The organism is Streptomyces sp. NPDC002788 (assembly GCF_053592115.1).
The window spans coordinates 74,247-94,066 of the sequence record NZ_JBSFVB010000007.1 but is presented as its reverse complement, the minus strand read 5'-3'; the positions used below and the strand labels follow the sequence as shown (position 1 = coordinate 94,066).

General features: G+C 71.8%; 15 protein-coding genes. 7 read left to right on the top strand and 8 right to left on the bottom strand.

Annotation, left to right across the window (positions count from 1 at the left end; translation table 11 throughout):
* Positions 1–131: 131 nt before the first annotated feature.
* From ACWD1U_RS15060 to ACWD1U_RS15045, 4 genes are read left to right on the top strand one after another with little or no spacing between them, the layout of a single operon-like run.
* Positions 132–1,622 (top strand): ABC transporter substrate-binding protein, encoded by a 1,491-nt coding sequence (locus ACWD1U_RS15060; RefSeq protein WP_451107661.1) that lies wholly within the window; start codon positions 132–134, stop codon positions 1,620–1,622.
* Positions 1,619–3,382 (top strand): ABC transporter permease subunit, encoded by a 1,764-nt coding sequence (locus tag ACWD1U_RS15055; protein ID WP_451107659.1) that lies wholly within the window; start codon positions 1,619–1,621, stop codon positions 3,380–3,382. Before ACWD1U_RS15060 ends, ACWD1U_RS15055 begins: the two co-directional genes overlap by 4 nt.
* Positions 3,372–4,340, top strand: a complete 969-nt coding sequence (locus ACWD1U_RS15050; RefSeq protein ID WP_451107657.1) for an ABC transporter ATP-binding protein — start codon at positions 3,372–3,374, stop codon at positions 4,338–4,340. The genes ACWD1U_RS15055 and ACWD1U_RS15050 overlap by 11 nt, the downstream gene beginning before the upstream one ends.
* Positions 4,337–5,017 (top strand): ATP-binding cassette domain-containing protein, encoded by a 681-nt coding sequence (locus tag ACWD1U_RS15045; protein ID WP_451107655.1) that lies wholly within the window; start codon positions 4,337–4,339, stop codon positions 5,015–5,017. Before ACWD1U_RS15050 ends, ACWD1U_RS15045 begins: the two co-directional genes overlap by 4 nt.
* Here the strand turns inward: ACWD1U_RS15045 and ACWD1U_RS15040 are convergent.
* Complete coding sequence (locus ACWD1U_RS15040) at positions 5,004–5,582, bottom strand: TetR/AcrR family transcriptional regulator (RefSeq protein WP_451107653.1); 579 nt, start codon at positions 5,580–5,582, stop codon at positions 5,004–5,006. The two genes, ACWD1U_RS15045 and ACWD1U_RS15040, sit on opposite strands and share 14 nt — an antisense overlap.
* A gap of 87 nt (positions 5,583–5,669) precedes the next feature.
* Here ACWD1U_RS15040 and ACWD1U_RS15035 point away from each other — a divergent pair, with 87 nt between their 5' ends.
* Entirely contained in the window at positions 5,670–7,226 is a 1,557-nt protein-coding gene (locus ACWD1U_RS15035; RefSeq protein WP_451107651.1) for an MFS transporter, read from the top strand.
* A gap of 51 nt (positions 7,227–7,277) precedes the next feature.
* On the opposite strand, the gene serA is transcribed toward ACWD1U_RS15035, so the two are convergent.
* The 6 genes from serA to ACWD1U_RS15005 form a co-directional block, all read right to left on the bottom strand.
* A complete protein-coding gene (gene serA, locus ACWD1U_RS15030) occupies positions 7,278–8,867 on the bottom strand; it encodes a phosphoglycerate dehydrogenase (RefSeq protein ID WP_451107649.1) in 1,590 nt (529 codons plus the stop codon).
* 221 nt (positions 8,868–9,088) lie between these two features.
* Positions 9,089–10,087 (bottom strand): ketol-acid reductoisomerase, encoded by a 999-nt coding sequence (gene ilvC, locus ACWD1U_RS15025; protein WP_451107647.1) that lies wholly within the window; start codon positions 10,085–10,087, stop codon positions 9,089–9,091.
* A 120-nt stretch (positions 10,088–10,207) separates the two neighbouring features.
* On the bottom strand, positions 10,208–10,732 hold the full coding sequence (ilvN, locus tag ACWD1U_RS15020) for an acetolactate synthase small subunit (protein WP_010048631.1): 525 nt from the start codon (positions 10,730–10,732) through the stop codon (positions 10,208–10,210).
* 26 nt (positions 10,733–10,758) lie between these two features.
* Positions 10,759–12,606 carry an acetolactate synthase large subunit gene (locus tag ACWD1U_RS15015; protein ID WP_451107646.1) on the bottom strand — a complete coding sequence of 616 codons (1,848 nt, stop codon included), beginning with the start codon at positions 12,604–12,606 and terminating at the stop codon, positions 10,759–10,761.
* A gap of 230 nt (positions 12,607–12,836) precedes the next feature.
* Complete coding sequence (locus ACWD1U_RS15010) at positions 12,837–15,848, bottom strand: putative bifunctional diguanylate cyclase/phosphodiesterase (protein ID WP_451107645.1); 3,012 nt, start codon at positions 15,846–15,848, stop codon at positions 12,837–12,839.
* A gap of 425 nt (positions 15,849–16,273) precedes the next feature.
* Positions 16,274–17,224 (bottom strand): 2-hydroxyacid dehydrogenase, encoded by a 951-nt coding sequence (locus ACWD1U_RS15005; protein WP_451107643.1) that lies wholly within the window; start codon positions 17,222–17,224, stop codon positions 16,274–16,276.
* Between the two features lie 76 nt (positions 17,225–17,300).
* Here ACWD1U_RS15005 and ACWD1U_RS15000 point away from each other — a divergent pair, with 76 nt between their 5' ends.
* Entirely contained in the window at positions 17,301–18,299 is a 999-nt protein-coding gene (locus tag ACWD1U_RS15000) for an aldo/keto reductase (RefSeq protein ID WP_451107642.1), read from the top strand.
* Between the two features lie 145 nt (positions 18,300–18,444).
* Positions 18,445–19,596, top strand: a complete 1,152-nt coding sequence (locus ACWD1U_RS14995) for a PQQ-dependent sugar dehydrogenase (protein WP_451107640.1) — start codon at positions 18,445–18,447, stop codon at positions 19,594–19,596.
* A gap of 9 nt (positions 19,597–19,605) precedes the next feature.
* Here the strand turns inward: ACWD1U_RS14995 and ACWD1U_RS14990 are convergent, their stop codons facing one another.
* Positions 19,606–19,779 carry a DUF6191 domain-containing protein gene (locus ACWD1U_RS14990; RefSeq protein ID WP_451107638.1) on the bottom strand — a complete coding sequence of 58 codons (174 nt, stop codon included), beginning with the start codon at positions 19,777–19,779 and terminating at the stop codon, positions 19,606–19,608.
* Positions 19,780–19,820: the final 41 nt, after the last annotated feature.

Below are 19,820 nucleotides of genomic sequence, written 5' to 3'. Positions count from 1 at the left end.
AACTCGCGGCGTGGGCACCGGGGACGTGCTTCCGTCCGGCCCCGACCGTCGGGCCACTTCTGAAAACGATTGTCATCATGCTACGGTCATGGCGCGTTCAACCATTGACCATGCCTTGACCGAGGTGTCCCGTGCGCGTCCCCGCTCGTCCCGTCCCCCTCATAGCCGTCACCGCGGCCTCCGCCCTGCTCACCGGATGCTTCTCCTCGGGCGGCGACGGCGACTCCGCCTCCGGGGAGGGCAAGCGCATCCGCCTGGCGATGATGCAGCCCCCGCGTTCCGGGCTGTCCCCGTTGTCGGACGACGCCTTCAAGCTGTCGCGCTGGTCGACCGCGGAGACCCTGGTCCGGCTCGACGCGGACGGTGACGCCGAGCCCGCCCTCGCCACCGAGTGGACGCAGTCCGGCCGGAGCTGGACCTTCACCCTGCGCGACGGCGTCACCTTCCACGACGGGACGGAACTCACGGCCGAAGCCGTCGTCAACTCCCTCACCAAGGCAGCCGCCGCCTCCCCCAAGCCCCGCATCCTCGACGGCGTGGACCTGACCGCGAAGGCCCACGGCGACAAGGTCACCGTCACCACCGCCACCGAGGACCCCCTGGTCCCGCAGCGGCTCAGCTCCCCCCAGCTTTCGATCCTCGCCACCAAGGCCTACAAGGGGAAGACCGTCGATCCCGTCGGCGCGGGCACCGGCCCCTTCGAGCTGACGAAGGTCAACGGCACCTCCTCCGCCGCCCTCGACCGCTACGACGGCTACTGGGGGAAGAAGGCCAAGGCCCCCGGCATCGACGTCCGGTTCGTGCCCGACGGCACCGCCCGCGCCGCCTCCCTGCGCAGCGGCGAGGCCGACATCGTCGAGGCGGTGCCGGTGTCGCAGGCGGCGGTGCTGGACCAGGACCTGATCACCGAGGTGCCCATGCCGCGCACCAACACCCTGTACCTCAACACCGAGCAGGGCGCCTTCAAGAGCGCCGAGGTGCGGGCGGCCGCCCGCGAGGCGATCGACGCCGAGTCGATCGTGAAGGGCGTGTACGAGGGCCGCGCCGACGTCGCCGAGGGGCTGCTCGGCCCCGCCCTGCCGTGGGCCGCGGAGCTGCGGAAGCCGGTGCGGCGGGCCGAGGCGGCCGACCCGGCCGGCAAGACGATCACCATCGGTACCTTCACCGACCGTGCCGAGCTGCCCGAGGTCGCCGCGGCGCTGCAGCAGCAGCTCCAGAAGGCCGGGTTCAAGGTGAAGCTCGACGTCCGCGAGTACGCCAACATCGAGTCCGACGCGCTGGCGGGCGAGTTCGACGCGTTCATCCTCTCCCGCGCCACCGTCCTCGACTCCGGCGACCCGGCCGCCTACCTCTACAGCGACTTCGCCTCCGACGGCTCCTTCAACATCTCCCAGGTCGCGGACCCGGCCGTGGACAAGGCCCTGAAGAAGGCCGGCGGGACGCCCACCGGCGACGCCCGGCGCGAGGCGGTCATCGCCGCCGAGGCCGCCGTACTCGGCACGGACGCGGCCGTGCCCATGCTGCACGAGCGCGTGATCCAGGGCGACGCCGCCGGCGTGACCGGCGCGGCGCACGACCCGCGTGAGCGGGAGCTGGTCACGGCGGACACCTACGTCAAGTGAGTGGCCGCATACGGCGGTCGGCCGGCGCCGCCGCGCTGACCCGCCTGCTCTGCCTGATCGCCGTCCTGGCCGCCGTCGGGCTGCTGCCCTGGCTCTCCGGCAGGGACCCGGCCCTGGCGGTGCTGCGGGCCCGCTCCGCCGAGCAGGATCCGACCGAGGAAGCCCTTGACTCCGTACGGCGGGACCTCGGCCTGGACGCCGGGCCCCTGTCCCTGCTGGGCGGCTGGGCCTCGGACCTGCTGCGCGGCGACCTCGGCGCCTCTTGGGTGTCCGGCACCGAGGTCCTGCCCTCCGTGGTCGCCGGGCTCCAGGTGTCGTTGGCCCTGATGGGCGCCTCGCTCGGCGTGGCGCTGCTGCTGGCGTGCGCGCTGGTCGCGCCGGTGCTGGTGCGGGGCCGGGCCTCGGCCGGGGCGTGGGCCGCGATGCTGGCCGCCGTACCGGAGTTCCTGCTGGCCACCGTCGCGCTGCTGGTGTTCGGGGTGTGGCTGGGATGGCTGCCGACGTCGGGCTGGCTGGGGCCGGAGAACATGGTCCTGCCCGCCGTGGCCCTCGGCGTTCCCGGCGGCGGGCTGCTGGGCCGCCTGGTGGCGGACGCGCTGCCCGCCGTGCTGGAGGAGCGGTGGGTGGAGCTGTGGCGGGGCGCGGGGGTGAGCCGGGCCCGGATCGCGGGGGCGGCGCTGCGCCGCGTCCTGCCGCCACTGGTCCCGCAGTTCGGCATGGTCGCCGTGGGGTTCACCGGCGGCGCGGTCGCCGTGGAAACGGTCTTCGCCGTGCCGGGCATCGGCCGTACCGCGCTCGGCGCGGCCAAGTCGCAGGACCTGCCGCTGCTCCAGGGCTCGGTGCTCGCGCTGCTCGCGCTCGGGCTGATCACGGGCGCGCTGGCGGCGCTCGCACGGCGGCGGCTGCTGGGCCCGGCCCTGCGTGACGCCTCGCTGGCGCTGCCTCCTGCGCGGCCGGTGCGCGCACATCCCGGGATCCCGTTGTCGCTGTTCGGCGTCCTCGCCGTGACCATCGGCTGGGGCCTGCTGCGCGACCCGTACGCCGTGAACACCACGGCCCGGCTGGCCGCGCCCTCCTGGACCCACCCGCTCGGCACCGACGGCCTCGGCCGCGACGTGCTCGCCCGGCTGGGCCACGGCGCCGCCTCCACGGTCGGCACGGCGGCGGCCGTCTGCCTGCTGAGCCTGCTGGTCGCGCTCGCCCTCGGTTTCCTGCCCCGGGTCGCGGCGGGCGCGGCGGACATCGCCAACGCCCTGCCCCCGGTGATCGTCGGCATCCTGGTCGCGGCGGCCGTCGGCCCCGGCACCGGCGGTGCGGCCCTCGCGGTCGCCCTGATCTCCTGGCCGGCCCTGTCCGCGCACGCGGCGGCGCTGGTGCAGGAGGTACGGGCGTCGGCGTTCCTGACCGCCCAACGGGCCATCGGGGCGAGCCCGTTCTGGATCCTCACCCGGCACGTCCTGCCGTCGGTGGCCGCCCCGGTCGCCCGTCACGCCCTGCTGCGTCTGCCGGGCATCGCCCTGGCGCTGGCCTCGCTGGGCTTCCTGGGTCTGGGCGCCCAGCCGCCCGCCCCCGAGTGGGGTCTGCTGCTCGACGAGTCCCGCGCTTATGTGGAACGCGCCCCCTGGGCGGCCCTCGCCCCGGCGGTGGCCCTGGCCCTGCTGGCGGGGCTCGCGGTGTCGGGCGCGGCCCTCACACAGGGCCGGAAGGTACGGCGAGCCGCCCCGGCTCCGCTCGAGAAGGAGGCACCCGTTGGAGTCTGAGCCACTGCTGTCGGTGCGCGAGCTGCGGATCTCCTTCGACGCGGTCGAGGTGGTGCGCGGCCTGTCCTTCGACGTCCGGCCGCGCGAAGTGCTGGCGATCGTCGGCGAGTCGGGAGCGGGCAAGTCCCTCACGGCCCGCGCGCTCCTCGGCATGTTGCCGCGCGCCGCGACCACGAGCGGGACGATCAGCCCGGACCTCTCGGCCCATCGCGGCCACCGCATCTCCCTGGTCCCGCAGGACGCCCTGTCCGCGTTGTCGCCCGTGCACCGGGTCGGCGACCAACTAGCCACCGCCGTACGGTCCGTGACCGGCGTCTCCCGCAAGGAGGCCCGGGCCCGGGCGGTCGCGGCGCTCGACCGCGTCGGCATCCCGGACGCGGCGCGCAGGGCGCGGGCCTACCCGCACGAGTACTCCGGCGGCATGCGGCAGCGCGCGGTGATCGCCATGGCCACCATCAACGAACCGGACGTCGTGGTCGCCGACGAACCCACCACCGCCCTCGACGAGGAGCGCCGCGACCAGGTGCTGCGGCTGCTCGCCGAGCAGCGGGAGGCGGTCGGGGCCGCGCTCGTCCTGGTCACCCACGACCTGGACGCCGTGCAGGGCCATGCGGACCGCGTGCTGGTCATGTACGCCGGGCGCCTCACCGAAGTGGGCCCGGCGGACGAGGTGCTGGCCCGCCCCCGCGCCCCCTACACGGCCGGCCTGCTGGCGTCCCTCCCGCAGTACGCGACCCCCGGCCGTCGTCTCCCGGCCCTGCGCGGCACCCCACCCGCCCCTGGCACGCTCCCACCCGGCTGCGCCTTCGCCCCGCGCTGCCCACTCGCGGCGGACCCCTGCCACACGGACGAGCCCGAGCCCCGGCAGGTGTCCGGACGCCTGGTCGCCTGCCACCGCTGGGAGGACCTCCCCCACCCGGCCACCGAGTTGTTCCTGAAGGAGGGGCAGCCCGCATGAGCGATCCCCTGCTCGACGTGCGCGACCTGGTCGTCCGCTACGGCCCCGTCACCGCCGTGGACGGCGTCTCCTTCTCCCTGGCCGCCGGCGAGACCCTCGCCCTGAACGGCCCGTCCGGCTGCGGCAAGTCCTCCACCGCCCTGGCGGTACTCCAGCTGCGCCGCCCGGACGCCGGACGAGTGCGCTTCGAAGGCAGGGAGCTGACGTCCCTCCCGGAACGCGAACTGCGCTCCCTGCGCCCCCGCATGCAGCCCGTCTTCCAGGACCCGTACGGCACGCTCAGCCCCCGCCACCGCATCCAGGACGCCATCGCCGAACCGCTGAAGGTCCAGGGCCGCTGGCACCCCGCCGACGGCCCCGCCCGCGTCGCCGAACTGCTCGACCGCGTCGGCCTCGACCCCGCGTACGGCGACCGTCGGCCGCACGAACTCTCCGGCGGCCAGTGCCAGCGGGCCGGCATCGCCCGCGCCCTGGCCTCCGATCCGCACCTGCTGGTCCTGGACGAACCGGTGTCGTCCCTCGACCCGTCGGTCCGCGCGGGCGTGCTCAATCTGCTCGCCGACCTCCAGGACGACCTGGGGCTCGGCTACCTGTTCATCTGCCACGACCGGGCGGTCGTACGGCACTTCGCGGACCGGGTGATCGAGATGCGCGAGGGACGCGTCACCTCTCCCTGACGCCCTCGATCACCTGGCGGAGCCCCGCCGCGAGCTGACCCGCCTCCGGCGCGCTCTTCGGATCGAAGGTCCACTGCGCCATGAGGCCCATCATCAGGGTCAGGTAGAAGTATCCGAGGGTGTCCACCTGCTCGTCCGTCACCTCGTCCTCGTACCCACCGTGGAAGAGCGTCACGATGCCGCGCGCTCCCTCCCGCTGGGCCCGCGCGAGATGCTCCCGCACCTCTGGCAGCTGGTCCCCCATGGCCACGATCTCCATGCTGAGGCGCCACATGGACCCCGGGTCGCGCATGGTCCCGATGATGTTCGCCCACACCCCGGTGAACCGCTCCAACGACCCCGGCTCGCCCGGCAGTTCGCCGCCCCCCTCGAAGGCGTCGGACATGCCCTCCACCATCTCGACGTACGCCTGCGCCAGCAACGCGTCCTTCGAGCCGTAGTGGTAGCCGATGGAGCCCAGGTTGGTCCCCGACTCCTTGACGATGTCGCGCGCGGTGGTGCGCAGGAAGCCCTTCGCCAGCAGGCAGCGCTTGGCGCCTTCGAGCAGATCCTCACGGTGTCCCATGGCCCGTCACCCTACTCCGGCATCCAGACGCCCGTCTTATACAAGCGTACTAGACAACTGTTTAATACGCTCGTACAGTCCTGCTCCATGACGACGAACCCGCACCCTCCCGCCCTCGCCGGTCGCCGCGAGTGGACGGCTCTCGGCGTGCTGATGCTCCCGTTGCTGCTGGTCTCCATGGACGTCTCCGTCCTCTACTTCGCGGTCCCGGAGATCAGCGCCGACCTGGAACCCTCCGGCACCCAGCAGCTGTGGATCTTCGACATGTACGGCTTCGTCCTGGCCGGCCTGCTGATGACTATGGGCGCGCTGGGCGACCGGATCGGCCGTCGCAAGCTGCTGCTGATCGGCGCCGCCGCCTTCGGAGCCGCCTCGCTGGCCGCGGCGTACGCCCACAGTGCCGAGGCCCTGATCGCGGCCCGCGCGGTACTGGGCATCGGCGGTGCGACCCTGATGCCCTCGACCCTTGCGCTGGTCCGCACGATGTTCACCGACCCCGCGCAGCGCGCGAAGGCGATCGCCCTGTGGTCCGGGGTGATGACCGGCGGCGTCGCGCTCGGCTCGGTGATGAGCGGCGTGCTCGTCGAGAACTTCTGGTGGGGCTCGGTCTTCCTGGTCAACCTGCCAGCCATGGCCCTGCTGCTGGTCCTCGGCCCGATCCTGCTCCCCGAGTCGAGGAACCCCTCCCCCGGCCGCTTCGACTGGCTGAGCGTGCCGCTGTCGATGGCGGCGGTGCTCCCGGTGATCTACGGCCTCAAGGAGATCACGTCGGACGGCTGGAACGTCCGGTACGTCGTCTCGATCACGGTCGGCCTGCTCTTCGCGGCCCTCTTCGTCCACCGCCAGCGCACGTCGGCCTCCCCCATGATCCCGCCCGAGCTCTTCCGCGCCCGCGGCTTCGGGCCCGCCGTCGTGCTGAACCTGCTCTCCCTGTTCGCGATGATGGGGTCGGCGTTCTTCACCACGCAGTACATCCAGTCGGTGCTCGGCAAGAGCGCGCTGGAGGCCTCCCTGTGGGCTCTGCTCCCGTCGGTGCCGATCGGCTTGGCGGCCCCGGCGGCCGCCCAACTGGTCCACAAGGGCCTGTCCCGCACCGCGGTCGTCACGGCCGGCTACGTGATCGCCGCGAGCGGTTACGTCCTGCTGGCCCTCGCCGGTCCGGACTCGATGTGGCTCGTGCTGACCGCGTGCGGTGTCCTGGCCTTCGGCATCGTGATGGTGACGGCCCAGGTCATGGACCTGGCGATGGGCGCGGCCCCGGTGGAACGATCGGCCACCGCCTCCTCCCTGATGGAGACCGGCGCGGAGTTCGGCGGCGCCCTGGGCATGGCGGTCCTGGGCTCGATCGGGACGGCCGTCTACCGCCAGGAGATCCCGGGTTCCGCCCCGCCCCCGGCCCACGAGACGCTGGGCGGCGCGCTGGCCGTGGCCGGGCAGTTGCCGGGACGCGCGGGGGACGCCCTGGCGACGACGGCCCGGGAGGCCTTCACCAGCGGAATGCATGCGGCAGCGGTGGCCGGTGCCGGGCTGCTGCTGGGCGCGGCCGTACTGGCGGCGATCACATTGCGCCGGGTGCCCGGCCCCGAGGAACCGGGCGTGAAAAAAGCCGGACGAGCTGATCGACTCAGCCCGTCCGGCGTGTGAGGACGAACCCGTTCCGGGCGAACGGGGGCCCGGGGGCAGGCCCCGGGAAGGTCAGGCCAGGTTCACCGAACGAGCGGACGTGGCGCCGATCTCCGCCGCCACCTCGGCCAGCACACCGGAGGTCACCGTGTCGTCCACGGTCAGCACCGCCAGCGCCTCGCCGCCGGCCACCGACCGCGACACCTGCATGCCGGCGATGTTGAGGCCCGCCTCGCCGAGGATGCGGCCCACCGTGCCGACGACACCCGGGCGGTCCTCGTACTTCAGCACGATCATGTGGTCGGCGAGCGCGAGGTCCACGTCGTAGTCCCCGACGGCGACGATCTTCTGGAGGTGCTTCGGGCCGGCCAGCGTGCCGGAGACCGACACCTCCTCGCCGTCGGCGAGGGTGCCGCGCACCGTGACGACGTTGCGGTGCTCGGTCGCCTCGGAGCTGGTCGTGAGGCGGACCTCGACACCGCGCTCCTGGGCGAACAGCGGGGCGTTGACGTACGACACCGTCTCGTCGACGACGTCCTCGAAGACGCCCTTGAGGGCGGACAGCTCCAGCACCTTCACGTCGTGCTGGGTGATCTCGCCGTACACCTCGACGTCGAGGCGGACCGCGACCTCACCGGCGAGCGCGGTGAAGATCCGGCCGAGGCGCTCGGCGAGCGGCAGGCCCGGCTTGACGTCCTCGGCGATGACACCGCCCTGCACGTTCACCGCGTCCGGCACCAGCTCACCGGCGAGGGCGAGACGCACGGAGCGGGCGACGGCGATACCGGCCTTCTCCTGCGCCTCGTCGGTGGAGGCGCCGAGGTGCGGGGTGGCGACGACCTGGTCGAACTCGAACAGCGGGGAGTCCGTGCAGGGCTCCTTCGCGTACACGTCGAGACCGGCACCGGCGACCCGGCCCTCCTTGAGGGCGGAGTACAGCGCCTCCTCGTCGACGATCCCGCCGCGCGCGGCGTTGACGATGCGCACGCTCGGCTTGACCTTGCGCAGCGCCTCGTCGCCGATCAGGCCGAGGGTCTCGGGGGTCTTCGGGAGGTGGACGGTGATGAAGTCGGAGACCTCGAGCAGCTCGTCCAGCGACAGCACCTTCACGCCCATCTGGGCGGCGCGCGCGGGCTGCACGTAGGGGTCGTAGGCGACGACCTTCATGCCGAAGGCGGACATGCGCTGCGCGACGAGCGCGCCGATGCGGCCGAGGCCGACCACACCGAGGGTCTTCTCGGCCAGCTCGACACCGGTGTACTTGCTGCGCTTCCACTCGCCGTCCTTCAGCGCGGCGTTCGCCTGCGGAATGTTGCGGGCGGTGGCGACGAGCAGACCGCAGGCCAGCTCGGCGGCGGTCACGATGTTCGAGGTGGGGGCGTTGACGACCATCACGCCGGCCTTGGTGGCGGCGGAGACGTCCACGTTGTCCAGGCCGACGCCGGCTCGTGCGACGACCTTCAGCTTGTTCGCGGCGGCGATCGCCTCGGCGTCGACCTTGGTGGCCGAACGAACCAGGATCGCGTCCACGTCGGCGATGGCCGGGAGCAGCTCGGCTCGGTCCGCTCCGTTGCAGTGGCGGATCTCGAAGTCCGGTCCAAGCGCGTCGACGGTGGCGGGCGACAGCTCTTCAGCGATGAGTACGACGGGTTTCGAGCTCACGTGAGTCCTCACAAGTCCAGTGCTGCGGACGGCCGTCCCGACGGCCGCAGGCGGTGGAGGGGTGCTTGCCGCGTGGAAGACGCACGACGCTGTGGGCCTGACGCGTTGTATGTGCAGCAGTGTAGTGGTGCGACGGTGGGCGTCTCACGCCTCTGCGGAAGGATCACCCGGACGGGAAAGGGCCCGGCCGCGGCATCGGTGCCGCGGCCGGGCCCAGGGGCTCACGCCTCTTCGTCGACCCAGCTCATGAGCTTGCGCAGCTCCTTGCCGGTGGTCTCCAGCAGGTGCTCGGAGTCCTGCTTCTTGTACTCGTTGTACTTCTTCAGACCGCCGTGGTACTCGTCCATCCACTGCCTCGCGAAGGAGCCGTCCTGGATCTCGGCGAGGACCTGCTTCATCTCGGCCTTGGTGGCGTCCGTGATGATGCGCGGGCCGGTGACGTAGTCGCCCCACTCGGCGGTCTCGGAGATCGACCAGCGCATCTTCTCCAGGCCGCCCTCGTACATGAGGTCCACGATCAGCTTCAGCTCGTGCAGGCACTCGAAGTAGGCGATCTCCGGCTGGTAGCCCGCCTCGGTCAGCGTCTCGAAGCCCGCCTTGACCAGAGCGGCGGTGCCACCGCAGAGAACGGCCTGCTCACCGAACAAGTCGGTCTCGGTCTCCTCGGTGAAGGTCGTCTTGATGACGCCGGCGCGGGTGCCGCCGATGCCCTTGGCGTACGACAGGGCCAGCGCGAAGCCGTTGCCCGTGGCGTCCTGCTCGACGGCGGCGATGCAGGGAACGCCGCGGCCCTCCTCGTACTGGCGGCGGACCAGGTGGCCCGGGCCCTTCGGGGCGACCATGCAGACGTCGACGCCGGCCGGGGGCTTGATGAAGCCGTAGCGGATGTTCAGGCCGTGGCCGAAGAACAGCGCGTCGCCGTCCTTCAGGTTGGGGGCGATGTGCTCCTCGTAGACCTGGGCCTGGATCGGGTCCGGGACGAGGATCATGATGACGTCGGCCTCGGCGGCGGCCTCCGACGGCGTCACCACGCGCAGGCCCTGCTCCTCGGCCTTGGCCTTGGACTTGGAGCCCTCGTGCAGACCGACGCGCACGTCGACACCCGAGTCACGGAGCGACAGCGCGTGGGCGTGGCCCTGGCTGCCGTAACCGATGACCGCGACCTTGCGGCCCTGGATGATGGACAGGTCGGCGTCGGCGTCGTAGAACAGCTCGGCCACTTTGGGTTCTCTCCTCGGGAGTGCAGGTGTTGCGTCCCACCGTATGACGGGGGGCGGAAGGGAAGCTTGAGGGTCTCGGAATACGGGCGGCCGAAGCGCGCCGACCGCCCGTTTCGGGTCTTAGGCCGACCGGTCCAGGGCGCGCAGCGACCGGTCCGTGATGGAACGGGCACCGCGGCCGATCGCGATCGTGCCGGACTGGACGAGCTCCTTGATGCCGTACGGCTCCAGCATCTTGAGCATCGCGGACAGTTTCTCGCCGGATCCGGTGGCCTCGATGGTGACGGCCTCCGGGGAGACGTCGACGGTCTTGGCGCGGAACAGCTGGACGATCTCGACGATCTGGGAGCGCGTCTCGTTGTCGGCGCGCACCTTCACCAGAACGAGTTCGCGCTGCACGGCCTGCGACGGCTCCAGCTCGACGATCTTCAGCACGTTGACGAGCTTGTTGAGCTGCTTGGTCACCTGCTCCAGCGGCAGGTCCTCCACGCCCACGACGATGGTGATGCGGGAGATGTCGGGGTGCTCGGTGACGCCGACGGCGAGCGAGTCGATGTTGAAGCCGCGGCGGGAGAACAGGGCGGCGATCCGGGCGAGGATGCCGGGCGTGTTCTCCACCAGGACGGAGAGCGTGTGCTTGGACATGGGTCTCGTTCCTTTTCCTACGGCTCTCAGTCGTCTTCGTTGTCGCCGAAGTCGGGGCGGACGTCCCGGGCGGCCATGATCTCGTCGTTGGAGGTGCCGGCGGCGACCATCGGCCAGACCATCGCGTCCTCGTGGACGATGAAGTCGACGACGACGGGGCGGTCGTTGATGGAGTTCGCCTCTTCGATGACCTTGTCGAGGTCGGCCGGGGACTCGCAGCGGATGGCGTAGCAGCCCATGGCCTCCGACAGTTTCACGAAGTCGGGGACGCGGGTGCCGCGGGCCTGCGGGTTGACGTCGTCCGGGCCGGAGTGCAGGACCGTGTTGGAGTACCGCTGGTTGTAGAAGAGGGTCTGCCACTGGCGGACCATCCCGAGGGCGCCGTTGTTGATGACGGCGACCTTGATCGGGATGTTGTTCAGGGCGCAGGTGGTGAGTTCCTGGTTGGTCATCTGGAAGCAGCCGTCACCGTCGATCGCCCAGACGGCCCGCTCGGGGGCTCCGGCCTTGGCGCCCATGGCGGCCGGGACGGCGTAGCCCATGGTTCCGGCGCCGCCGGAGTTCAGCCAGGTGCCCGGCTTGTCGTACTCGATGAAGTGGGCGGCCCACATCTGGTGCTGGCCGACGCCCGCCGCGAAGATCGTGCCCTCGGGGGCGAGCTGCCCGATACGCTCGATGACCTGCTGCGGGGAGAGCGAGCCGTCGTGAGGCTGGTCGTAGCCGAGCGGGTAGGTCTCGCGCCAGCGGTTCAGGTCGTTCCACCACATGCTGTAGTCGCCCTGGTGGCCCTCGCTGTGCTCCTTCTGCACGGCCTGGACCAGGTCGGCGATGACCTCGCGGGCGTCGCCGACGATCGGCACGTCGGCGGCGCGGTTCTTGCCGATCTCGGCCGGGTCGATGTCCGCGTGGACGATCTTGGCGAGCGGGGCGAAGCTGTCCAGCTTGCCGGTGACGCGGTCGTCGAAGCGGGCGCCGAGGGCCACGATCAGGTCGGCCTTCTGCAGGGCGGTCACGGCGGCCACCGAGCCGTGCATGCCGGGCATGCCCAGGTGCTGCGGGTGGTTGTCGGAGAACGCGCCGAGCGCCATCAGGGTGGTGGTGACGGGTGCGCCGGTCAGCTCGGCGAGGACCTTCAGCTCGGCGGTGGCCTTGGCCTTGAGCACGCCGCCGCCGACGTACAGCACGGGCCGGCGGGCCTGGGTGACCAGCTTGGCGGCCTCGCGGATCTGCTTGGCGTGCGGCTTGGTCACCGGGCGGTAGCCGGGCAGGTCCATGGCCGGCGGCCAGGAGAAGGTGGTCTTCGCCTGGAGGGCGTCCTTGGCGATGTCGACCAGCACCGGGCCGGGGCGGCCGGTGGAGGCGATGTGGAACGCCTGGGCGATGATCCGCGGGATGTCCTCGGCCTTGGTGACGAGGAAGTTGTGCTTGGTGATCGGCATGGTGATGCCGACGATGTCCGCCTCCTGGAAGGCGTCCGTGCCGATCGCCTTGGACGCGACCTGGCCGGTGATCGCGACCAGCGGCACCGAGTCCATGTGCGCGTCGGCGATCGGGGTGACCAGGTTGGTGGCGCCGGGGCCCGAGGTGGCCATGCAGACGCCGACCTTGCCGGTGGCCTGCGCGTAGCCCGTGGCGGCGTGACCGGCGCCCTGTTCGTGGCGGACCAGGACGTGGCGCACCCTGGTGGAGTCCATCAGCGGGTCGTAGGCCGGGAGGATGGCACCGCCGGGAATGCCGAATACCGTGTCGGCGCCGACCTCCTCGAGGGAGCGGATGAGGGACTGCGCGCCCGTCACCTGCTCGGGGGCGGAGTGCTGTCCTCCGGATCGGGGCCGGGGCTGCGGGTGATGGGCCCCGGTGGCCTGCTCGGTCATCGGCATTCTCTTCTCAGATGCTGAGGGTTTTTGCGAGGTTTGTGCGGTGCTCTTCTGCCGCACGGCAGGTGCCTGTGCAACAAAAAACCCCTCGTGCCGTAAGGCAAGCGAGGGGAGCGCGCCGGGTGGGGTCGCTGAGCGGTCGAGGCTCAGCGTCAGCCGACGCGCTTTCCAAGTACGAGAATTCGGGTGCGCATGGCACAGACCCTCCCCCCGGCACGCACCAACTGTCAAGTGGGTGGGACGGGAGTCTCATTATGTGAGCGGAGAGCCGTGCCGCCTCCGATGACGGCGGACACGCCCGAGCTGTACACCCGCGGGGCGCCGCCCGCGAATGCCGGTTCGGCCGGCCCGTGCGGCACGGGATAGTGGCCGCCGGCGAGCGTCCGGCGCAGCCGGTGCTCGTCGAGCGGTCCGGAGAACGCCATGCCCTGCCCGTGCGTACAGCCCATCGCGCGCAGGGCGACGATCTGCTCGGGCAGGTCCACCCCTTCGGCCACGGACTTCAGCCCGAGATCACCCGCGATGCGCAGCAGCCCACCGGTGATCTTGTGCAGGCGGGCGGACTCGACGACGCCGTCGACCAGATCCCGGTCGAGCTTGAGGATGTCGACGGGGAGCCTGCGGAGGGCCGTGATCGCCGCGTAGCCGCTGCCGAAGCCGTCGAGCGCGATCCGTACGCCGACCCGCCGCAGGGCGCCCAGGCGCCGCTCCAGCTCGTCCAGGGAGACCCTCGGGTCGGCGTCCGACAGCTCGATGATCAGCGAACCCGACGGCAGCCGGTGCCGGGTGAGCTGCGCCTCGATCGAGCCGAGCGGCATCGACCTGTCCAGCAGCCGGCGGGCGCTCATCCTGATGACGACCGGCACGGACAGCCCGCTCGCGTGCCGCTCCCCGGCCTGCTCGACAGCCTCCTCGATCATCCACCGGTCCAGCTCGGCGGTCCTGTCGCTGTCCTCGGCCACACGCAGGAACTCCGCCGGGGTGAACAGCACCCCCTGGGAGGAGCGCCAGCGCGCCTGGGCGGACACCGAGACGATCCGGCCGTCCTGCAGGGACACCACCGGCTGGTGCAGCAGGGCGAACTCGCCGTCGTGCAGTGCGGCCCGCAGGCGCGTGGCCAGCTCCGCCTTGCGGACGACGTCCTGCTGCATCTGCGGCTTGTACAGCTCGACGCGGCCCTTGCCTGCGGCCTTGGCGCGGTACATGGCCAGGTCGGCGTTGCGCAGCAGCTCGCCGGCGCCGAGGCCGGCTTCCGCGAAGGCCACGCCGATGGAGGCGTTGACGCGGACATCGTTGCCGTCGATGAGGTAGGGCTGGGACAGCGTCGCCCTGAGGCGGTCGGCGAGCTCAAGGATGTGCCGCTCCCTGGCGTCCCGGTCGCGGGTGCCGTCCCCGACGATCAGGGCCGCGAACTCGTCTCCGCCCAGCCGGGAGGCGGTGTCGCCCTGCCGTACGGAGTCATGGAGCCTGCGGGCGGCCTGGACGAGCAGTTCGTCCCCGGCCTGGTGCCCGATCGTGTCGTTGACGGCCTTGAAGCCGTCGAGATCGATGAAGAGCACGGCCGTGTTCCTCAGGGCCACGCCCCGGTCGGAGGCGCGGCGGCCCGACAGGGCGTGCTGGACGCGCTTGGTGAACAGGGCGCGGTTGGGCAGGTCCGTGAGCGGGTCGTGCTCGGCGTTGTGCTGCAACTGGGCCTGCAGTCGCACCCGTTCGGTCACGTCCCTGCAGTTGAAGATGAGGCCGCCGTGGTGGCGGTTGACGGTCGACTCGACGTTCAGCCAGCCTCCGTCGCCCGAGCGGAAGCGGCACTCGATGCGCGTGGTGGGTTCCTCGACCGGGTTGGCGGCGAGGAAACGCCGCACCTCGTGCACGACGCAGCCCAGGTCCTCCGGGTGGATGAGGCCGGCCAGTTCCGTACCCACCAGGCCCTCCGCCGGGCGGCCGTAGACGCCGGCGGCGGCCGGGGAGACGTACCTCAAAACGCCGCTGGGTGCGGCGATCATGATGACGTCGCTGGAGCCCTGCACCAGGGAGCGGAAGTGGTTCTCCTTCTGCGCCAGCTCCTGGGTGAGGGTGATGTTGTCGAGCAGCATGATGCCCTGGCGCACGACGAGAGCGAGCACGACCGTGCCCCCGGTCAGCAGGACCACGCGGTCGACACTGCGGCCGTTGAGGACGTTGTAAAGGATGCCCAGGGTGCACACGGCGGCCGCGAGGTACGGCGTGAGGGCGGCGAGGGAGCCGGCGATGGGCCGTGCGGCCGGGTACCGGCCGGGCTCTCCTCCGGGCGCGGACGGATGGTGGTTCGGTCCGCCGCGCTGCCCGGGCACATGCTCGTGCACCACGCGCGTGTACCCCTCCGTGCCGTGCCGGTCCGGGCCGTGGCGGTCGCCGTCCGGGGTGCGGGGCCCGGCCCACGGGGCGTAGGCCAGGAGCAGCGAGCCGGCGAACCAGCCCGCGTCGAGCAGCTGGCCGGAGCGGTAGTCGTGGTGCATCAGCGGCGAGGTGAACAGGGCGTCGCACATCACGGTCAGCGCGAGGGCGCCGATGGCGGTGTTGACCGCCGAGCGGTTCACCGCGGACCGCCGGAAGTGCAGTGCGAGCACCATGCTGACCAGAGCGATGTCGAGCAGCGGGTACGCCAGCGACAGCGCGGTGTGCGCCACGCTCGGCCCTTCGGACTTCGCGGCCTGGGCGAGGGCGAGGCTCCAGGCCAGGGTCAGCAGCGAGCCGCCGATGAGCCACGCGTCGAGCCCCAGGCAGACCCAGCCGGCCCTGGTCACGGGCCGCTTGGCGAGGACGAGCAGCCCGACGATCGCGGGCGGCGCGAAGCACAGGAAGAACAGGTCGGCATAGCTGGGACTGGGCACCGGCAGTCCCAGGACCACCTCGTACCACCCCCAGACCAGGTTGCCCAGGGACGCCATGGCCGAGGACAGGCCGAACAGCAGCCAGGCGGGGCGAAAGCGGGTGCGGGGACTGCGGGCATAGAGGAAGCACGAGACCGCGGCGGTGCCGGCCGCGGCGCTCAGTCCGAAGTCACCCATGATGAGGGCCAGTTCGCTCGAGCCCCAGCCGAGCGCGGCACCGGCGGCGTATCCCGCGCAGACCAGGGCGAGGACGAGCTGGCGGGTCAGGCCCGGCCGATGGCGGGGGGCCTGGGTACGGGGCGGCGCGCCCGGGGACGGAGGCTGTGCCCGCAGCGCTCCGTCCAGCGTGGGGGTCGGGGGCGCACTCACCGGGCCCTCCCGGTCCGCTCCGCCCCCGGGTCCCGCGGGCCTCGGTGGACCGGCTGGGCCTGCCTTCCGCGACTGTCGGGCCTGTGGTGGTGATCGCTGTGCCGGATGTGATGATCGCCGCGGCGGGTGTGGTGGCCGACGTGATCGGCGTGCTGACCGCGTCTGCTCGCGGCCGTCCGCCAGGGTCGTCGCCGGCAGTCCCGCCCCGTCGGATCGCTCGTCCATAGGCCGTGCATCGCCTGTCGCCCCCCTCACAGTCTGAAGCGTTCGTCCCCGGCGCCGAACGGTCCCCGGCGCAGCCCCTGTCGGGACGATACACCAGTCTCGTCACTCAGGGACATAGGTTCTCTACGCTCCGTGACGATCACAACAGATGGATGAGTACCCACCGCACCCGAAAGGTTGCGGACGGTACCCGAAATCGGTCAGCCGGTGGGTGCACCCGTCGTGAGGATCACGTTGCGGAGCGGCTCCCGGTTCACATAACGGTTCAACTGGTCCACCAGGAGCCGCTTGGCGCGCGGAAGGAACGCGGAGGTGGGTCCGCCGACGTGCGGGCTCACGAGTACCCCCGGCGCACGCCACAGCGGGTGTTCGCGTGGGAGGGGCTCGGGCTCGGTGACGTCGAGGGCGGCGGTGATCCGGCCGTTCTCCAGCTCGGCGAGCAGGGCCTTGGTGTCGACGACGGGCCCGCGGGCGACGTTGACCAGGAGCGCGCCGTCCTTCATCCGGGACAGGAAGTCGGCTCCGGCCAGGCCACGGGTGGTTTCGCTGAGGGGGGTGGACAGGATGACGATGTCCGCTTCCGGGAGCAGCGCGGGCAGTTCGGTGAGCGGATGCACCGGCCCGCGCGCCGTGGTGCGCTCAGAGCGCGCGACGCGCGCCACCCGCGCCACCTCGAACGGAACGAGCCGGTCCTCGATGGCCTCGCCGATCGATCCGTATCCGACGATGAGGACGTTCTTGTCGGCGAGCGCGGGCCGGAATCCGCCGAGCCACTCCCCCCGCGCCTGCGCGTGGACGAAGTCGGGGATCCCGCGCAGCGAGGCCAGGATCAGCGTCAGAGTGAGCTCCGCGGTGCTGGCCTCGTGCACTCCGCGCGCGTTGCACAGCCGCACGCCCGGACGCAGGTGCCCGAGTCCCGGCTCCACGTGGTCGATCCCGGCGGACAGGGTCTGCACGACCTGTACGTGACGCATCTGGGGCAGGGGACGTACGCACAGCGGGCTGGGCTTCATGTAGGGGACGACGTAGAAGGCGCAGTCGGCCGGGTCCGCGGGGAAGTCCTCCGCGCCGTTCCAGAAGCGGTAGACCGGACCCTCGGGGAGTCCCTCGATCTCGTCCGGCGGGATGGGCAGCCACACGTCAGCAGTCATGCTCTGGAGGCTATGTCAGGAGCGCGCCAGGCAGAGGTTAGGTTGGGGTGGCCGGAACAGGGAGGGTCACGACCAGGTGGAGCGCAGGACGATCGGCGCGGGCGCACTCGCGGTGGGGGCCGTCGGGCTCGGGTGCATGCCGATGAGCTGGGCCTACAGCGCGTCGCGGCAGCGCGGCGACGAGTCGGTCAGGGCGGTGCACCGGGCGCTGGATCTGGGCGTGTCCCTGCTGGACACGGCCGACATGTACGGCCCCTTCACCAATGAACTGCTGGTGGGTCGCGCGTTGAAGGAGCGGCGGTCCGACGCGTTCGTGTCGACGAAGGTCGGACTGCTCGTGGGTGACCAGCACATCGTCGCCAACGGCCGCCCGGGGTACGTGAAGCGGGCCTGCGACGCGTCGCTGCGCCGCCTGCAGACGGACGTCATCGACCTCTACCAGTTGCACCGGGCCGACCCCGAGGTGCCCGTCGAGGAGACCTGGGGCGCGATGGCGGAGCTCGTCCAGGCCGGGAAGGTACGGGCGTTGGGCCTGTGCGCGGTGGGGGCGCGGGCCGGCCGCCGCTCCGGGGCCCGGCCGCACGACGCGACGGTGCGGCAGCTGGAGCGGGTGCAGCAGGTCTTCCCGGTGAGCGCGGTGGAGGCGGAGCTGTCGGTGTGGTCGCCGGAGGCGCTGGAGACGCTGCTGCCGTGGTGCGAGACCCGGGGCGTCGGCTTCCTCGCCGCGATGCCGCTGGGCAACGGCTTCCTGACCGGTCGGCTGCGGCCCGGCGCGGGCTTCGAGGCGGACGACCTGCGCGCCCGGCACCCCCGCTTCACGGCCGAGATGATGGCGGCGAACCAGCCGATCGTCGTGGGCCTGCGCCGCGTGGCCCGCCGCCACGGCCCGGCCGTCACGCCCGCCCAGGTCGCCCTCGCCTGGATCCTCGCCCAGGGCCGGCACGTGGTGCCGCTGCCGGGCACGAAGCAGGAGCGCTGGGTCACGGAGAACACCGCCGCGGCGGGCCTGCGTCTGACGCCCGACGATCTGAAAGAGGTGGCGGGCCTTCCGGCGGCCCAGGGGTCGTGGGACTGAGCCGCGGTGTTCCCGGGGGCGTTTCGGGCAAACCCGGTGTTCGCGGTTCGGCGTTCCGTGATCGGGAACTTGGAAGCCGTCGGCGGTGTATGACAGGGAGAAGACCTGCCCCGTCGAAGGGACCAAGATCGTGCAACGTCGAGCCGTGCCGGCCGTGTTGGCCGCCGCCGCGCTCCTGCTGACGGCCGGCTGCTCCTCCGACGGCGGAGGATCTACCGGCACGGACGGGAGCGCCTCCCCGAGCCGGACGGCACCGGGATCGTCCGCCCCGCCGCGGCAGGCCGCCGAGGAGACACCGCCCGCCAAGGGCTCGGTGAAGGTGGTGCGTACCGTCGCCGAGGGCCTGGACTCCCCCTGGGGGCTCGCGCCCCTGCCCGGCGGCGGCCTGCTCGTCTCCTCGCGGGACGACGGGACGATCGTCCGCGTCGACGAGAAGACCGGCAAGAAGACGGAGCTGGGCGAGGTACCGGGGGTGTCGGCGGCCGGCGAGGGCGGCCTCCTCGGCATCGCCCTGTCCCCCGACCACGCCTCGGACCACATGGTCTACGCGTACTTCACCTCGGCCTCCGACAACCGCGTCGTCCGCATGATCTACGACGAGCGGAAGCCCCCCGGTGAACAGCTCGGCGCGCCCGACACGGTCTTCAAGGGCATCCCCAAGGGCTTCGTCCACAACGGCGGCCGCATCGCGTTCGGCCCGGACAGGATGCTGTACATCGGCACGGGCGAGAGCGGCGACACGGGCCTGTCCCAGGACAAGGACTCCCTGGGCGGCAAGATCCTGCGTCTGACCCCGGAGGGCGAGCCGGCGCCGGGCAATCCGTTCCCGGACTCGCCGGTGTACTCGTACGGCCACCGCAACGTGCAGGGGCTCGCCTGGGACGGCAAGCAGCGGCTGTTCGCCTCGGAGTTCGGGCAGGACACCTGGGACGAGCTGAACGCGATCAAGCCGGGTGACAACTACGGCTGGCCCGAGGCCGAGGGCGAATCGGGCGACTCCGGGTTCCACAACCCGGTCGACCAGTGGACGACGGCCGAGGCCTCCCCCAGCGGCATCGCCTACGCCGAGGGGTCGATCTGGATGGCGGGCCTGCGCGGCAAGCGGCTGTGGCGCATCCCGCTGAACGGCACGGAGGCCTCGGCGGACCCGCAGCCCTTCCTGGAGGGCGAGTACGGCCGGCTGCGCACGGTCGTCCCGGCGGGCGGCGACCGGCTGTGGGTCACGACCAGCAACACGGACGGCCGGGGCAGCCCGAAGAACGGGGACGACCGAATCCTGGAAGTGCGGGTCGAGTAGCTCCCTGCCCTACTCCTCCGGCTCCTCCGGCGGACGTACGACGACCTTGCCGGACGCCAGGTCTATCGGGCCGCGTCCGGCATCGCCGTCCCCGACGTCCTCCCGGGTCAGTTCCAGCCGATTCTGCTCGTCACGGGTGTGTTTGCGGCCGGGTGAGAACAGTTCTTCGAACACGTTGAACAACGGAGCCTCCCTGAGCCGCGGGAGCCGCGACCTCTTTTACA

Coding starts and splice junctions, on each gene's coding strand:
- ACWD1U_RS15045 (WP_451107655.1), top strand. CDS start 4,337: ATGAGCGATCCCCTGCTCGACGTGCGCGACCTGGTCGTCCGCTACGGC.
- ACWD1U_RS15005 (WP_451107643.1), bottom strand. CDS start 17,224: ATGACTGCTGACGTGTGGCTGCCCATCCCGCCGGACGAGATCGAGGGA.
- ACWD1U_RS15040 (WP_451107653.1), bottom strand. CDS start 5,582: ATGGGACACCGTGAGGATCTGCTCGAAGGCGCCAAGCGCTGCCTGCTG.
- ACWD1U_RS15035 (WP_451107651.1), top strand. CDS start 5,670: ATGACGACGAACCCGCACCCTCCCGCCCTCGCCGGTCGCCGCGAGTGG.
- ACWD1U_RS15015 (WP_451107646.1), bottom strand. CDS start 12,606: ATGACCGAGCAGGCCACCGGGGCCCATCACCCGCAGCCCCGGCCCCGA.
- ilvN (WP_010048631.1), bottom strand. CDS start 10,732: ATGTCCAAGCACACGCTCTCCGTCCTGGTGGAGAACACGCCCGGCATC.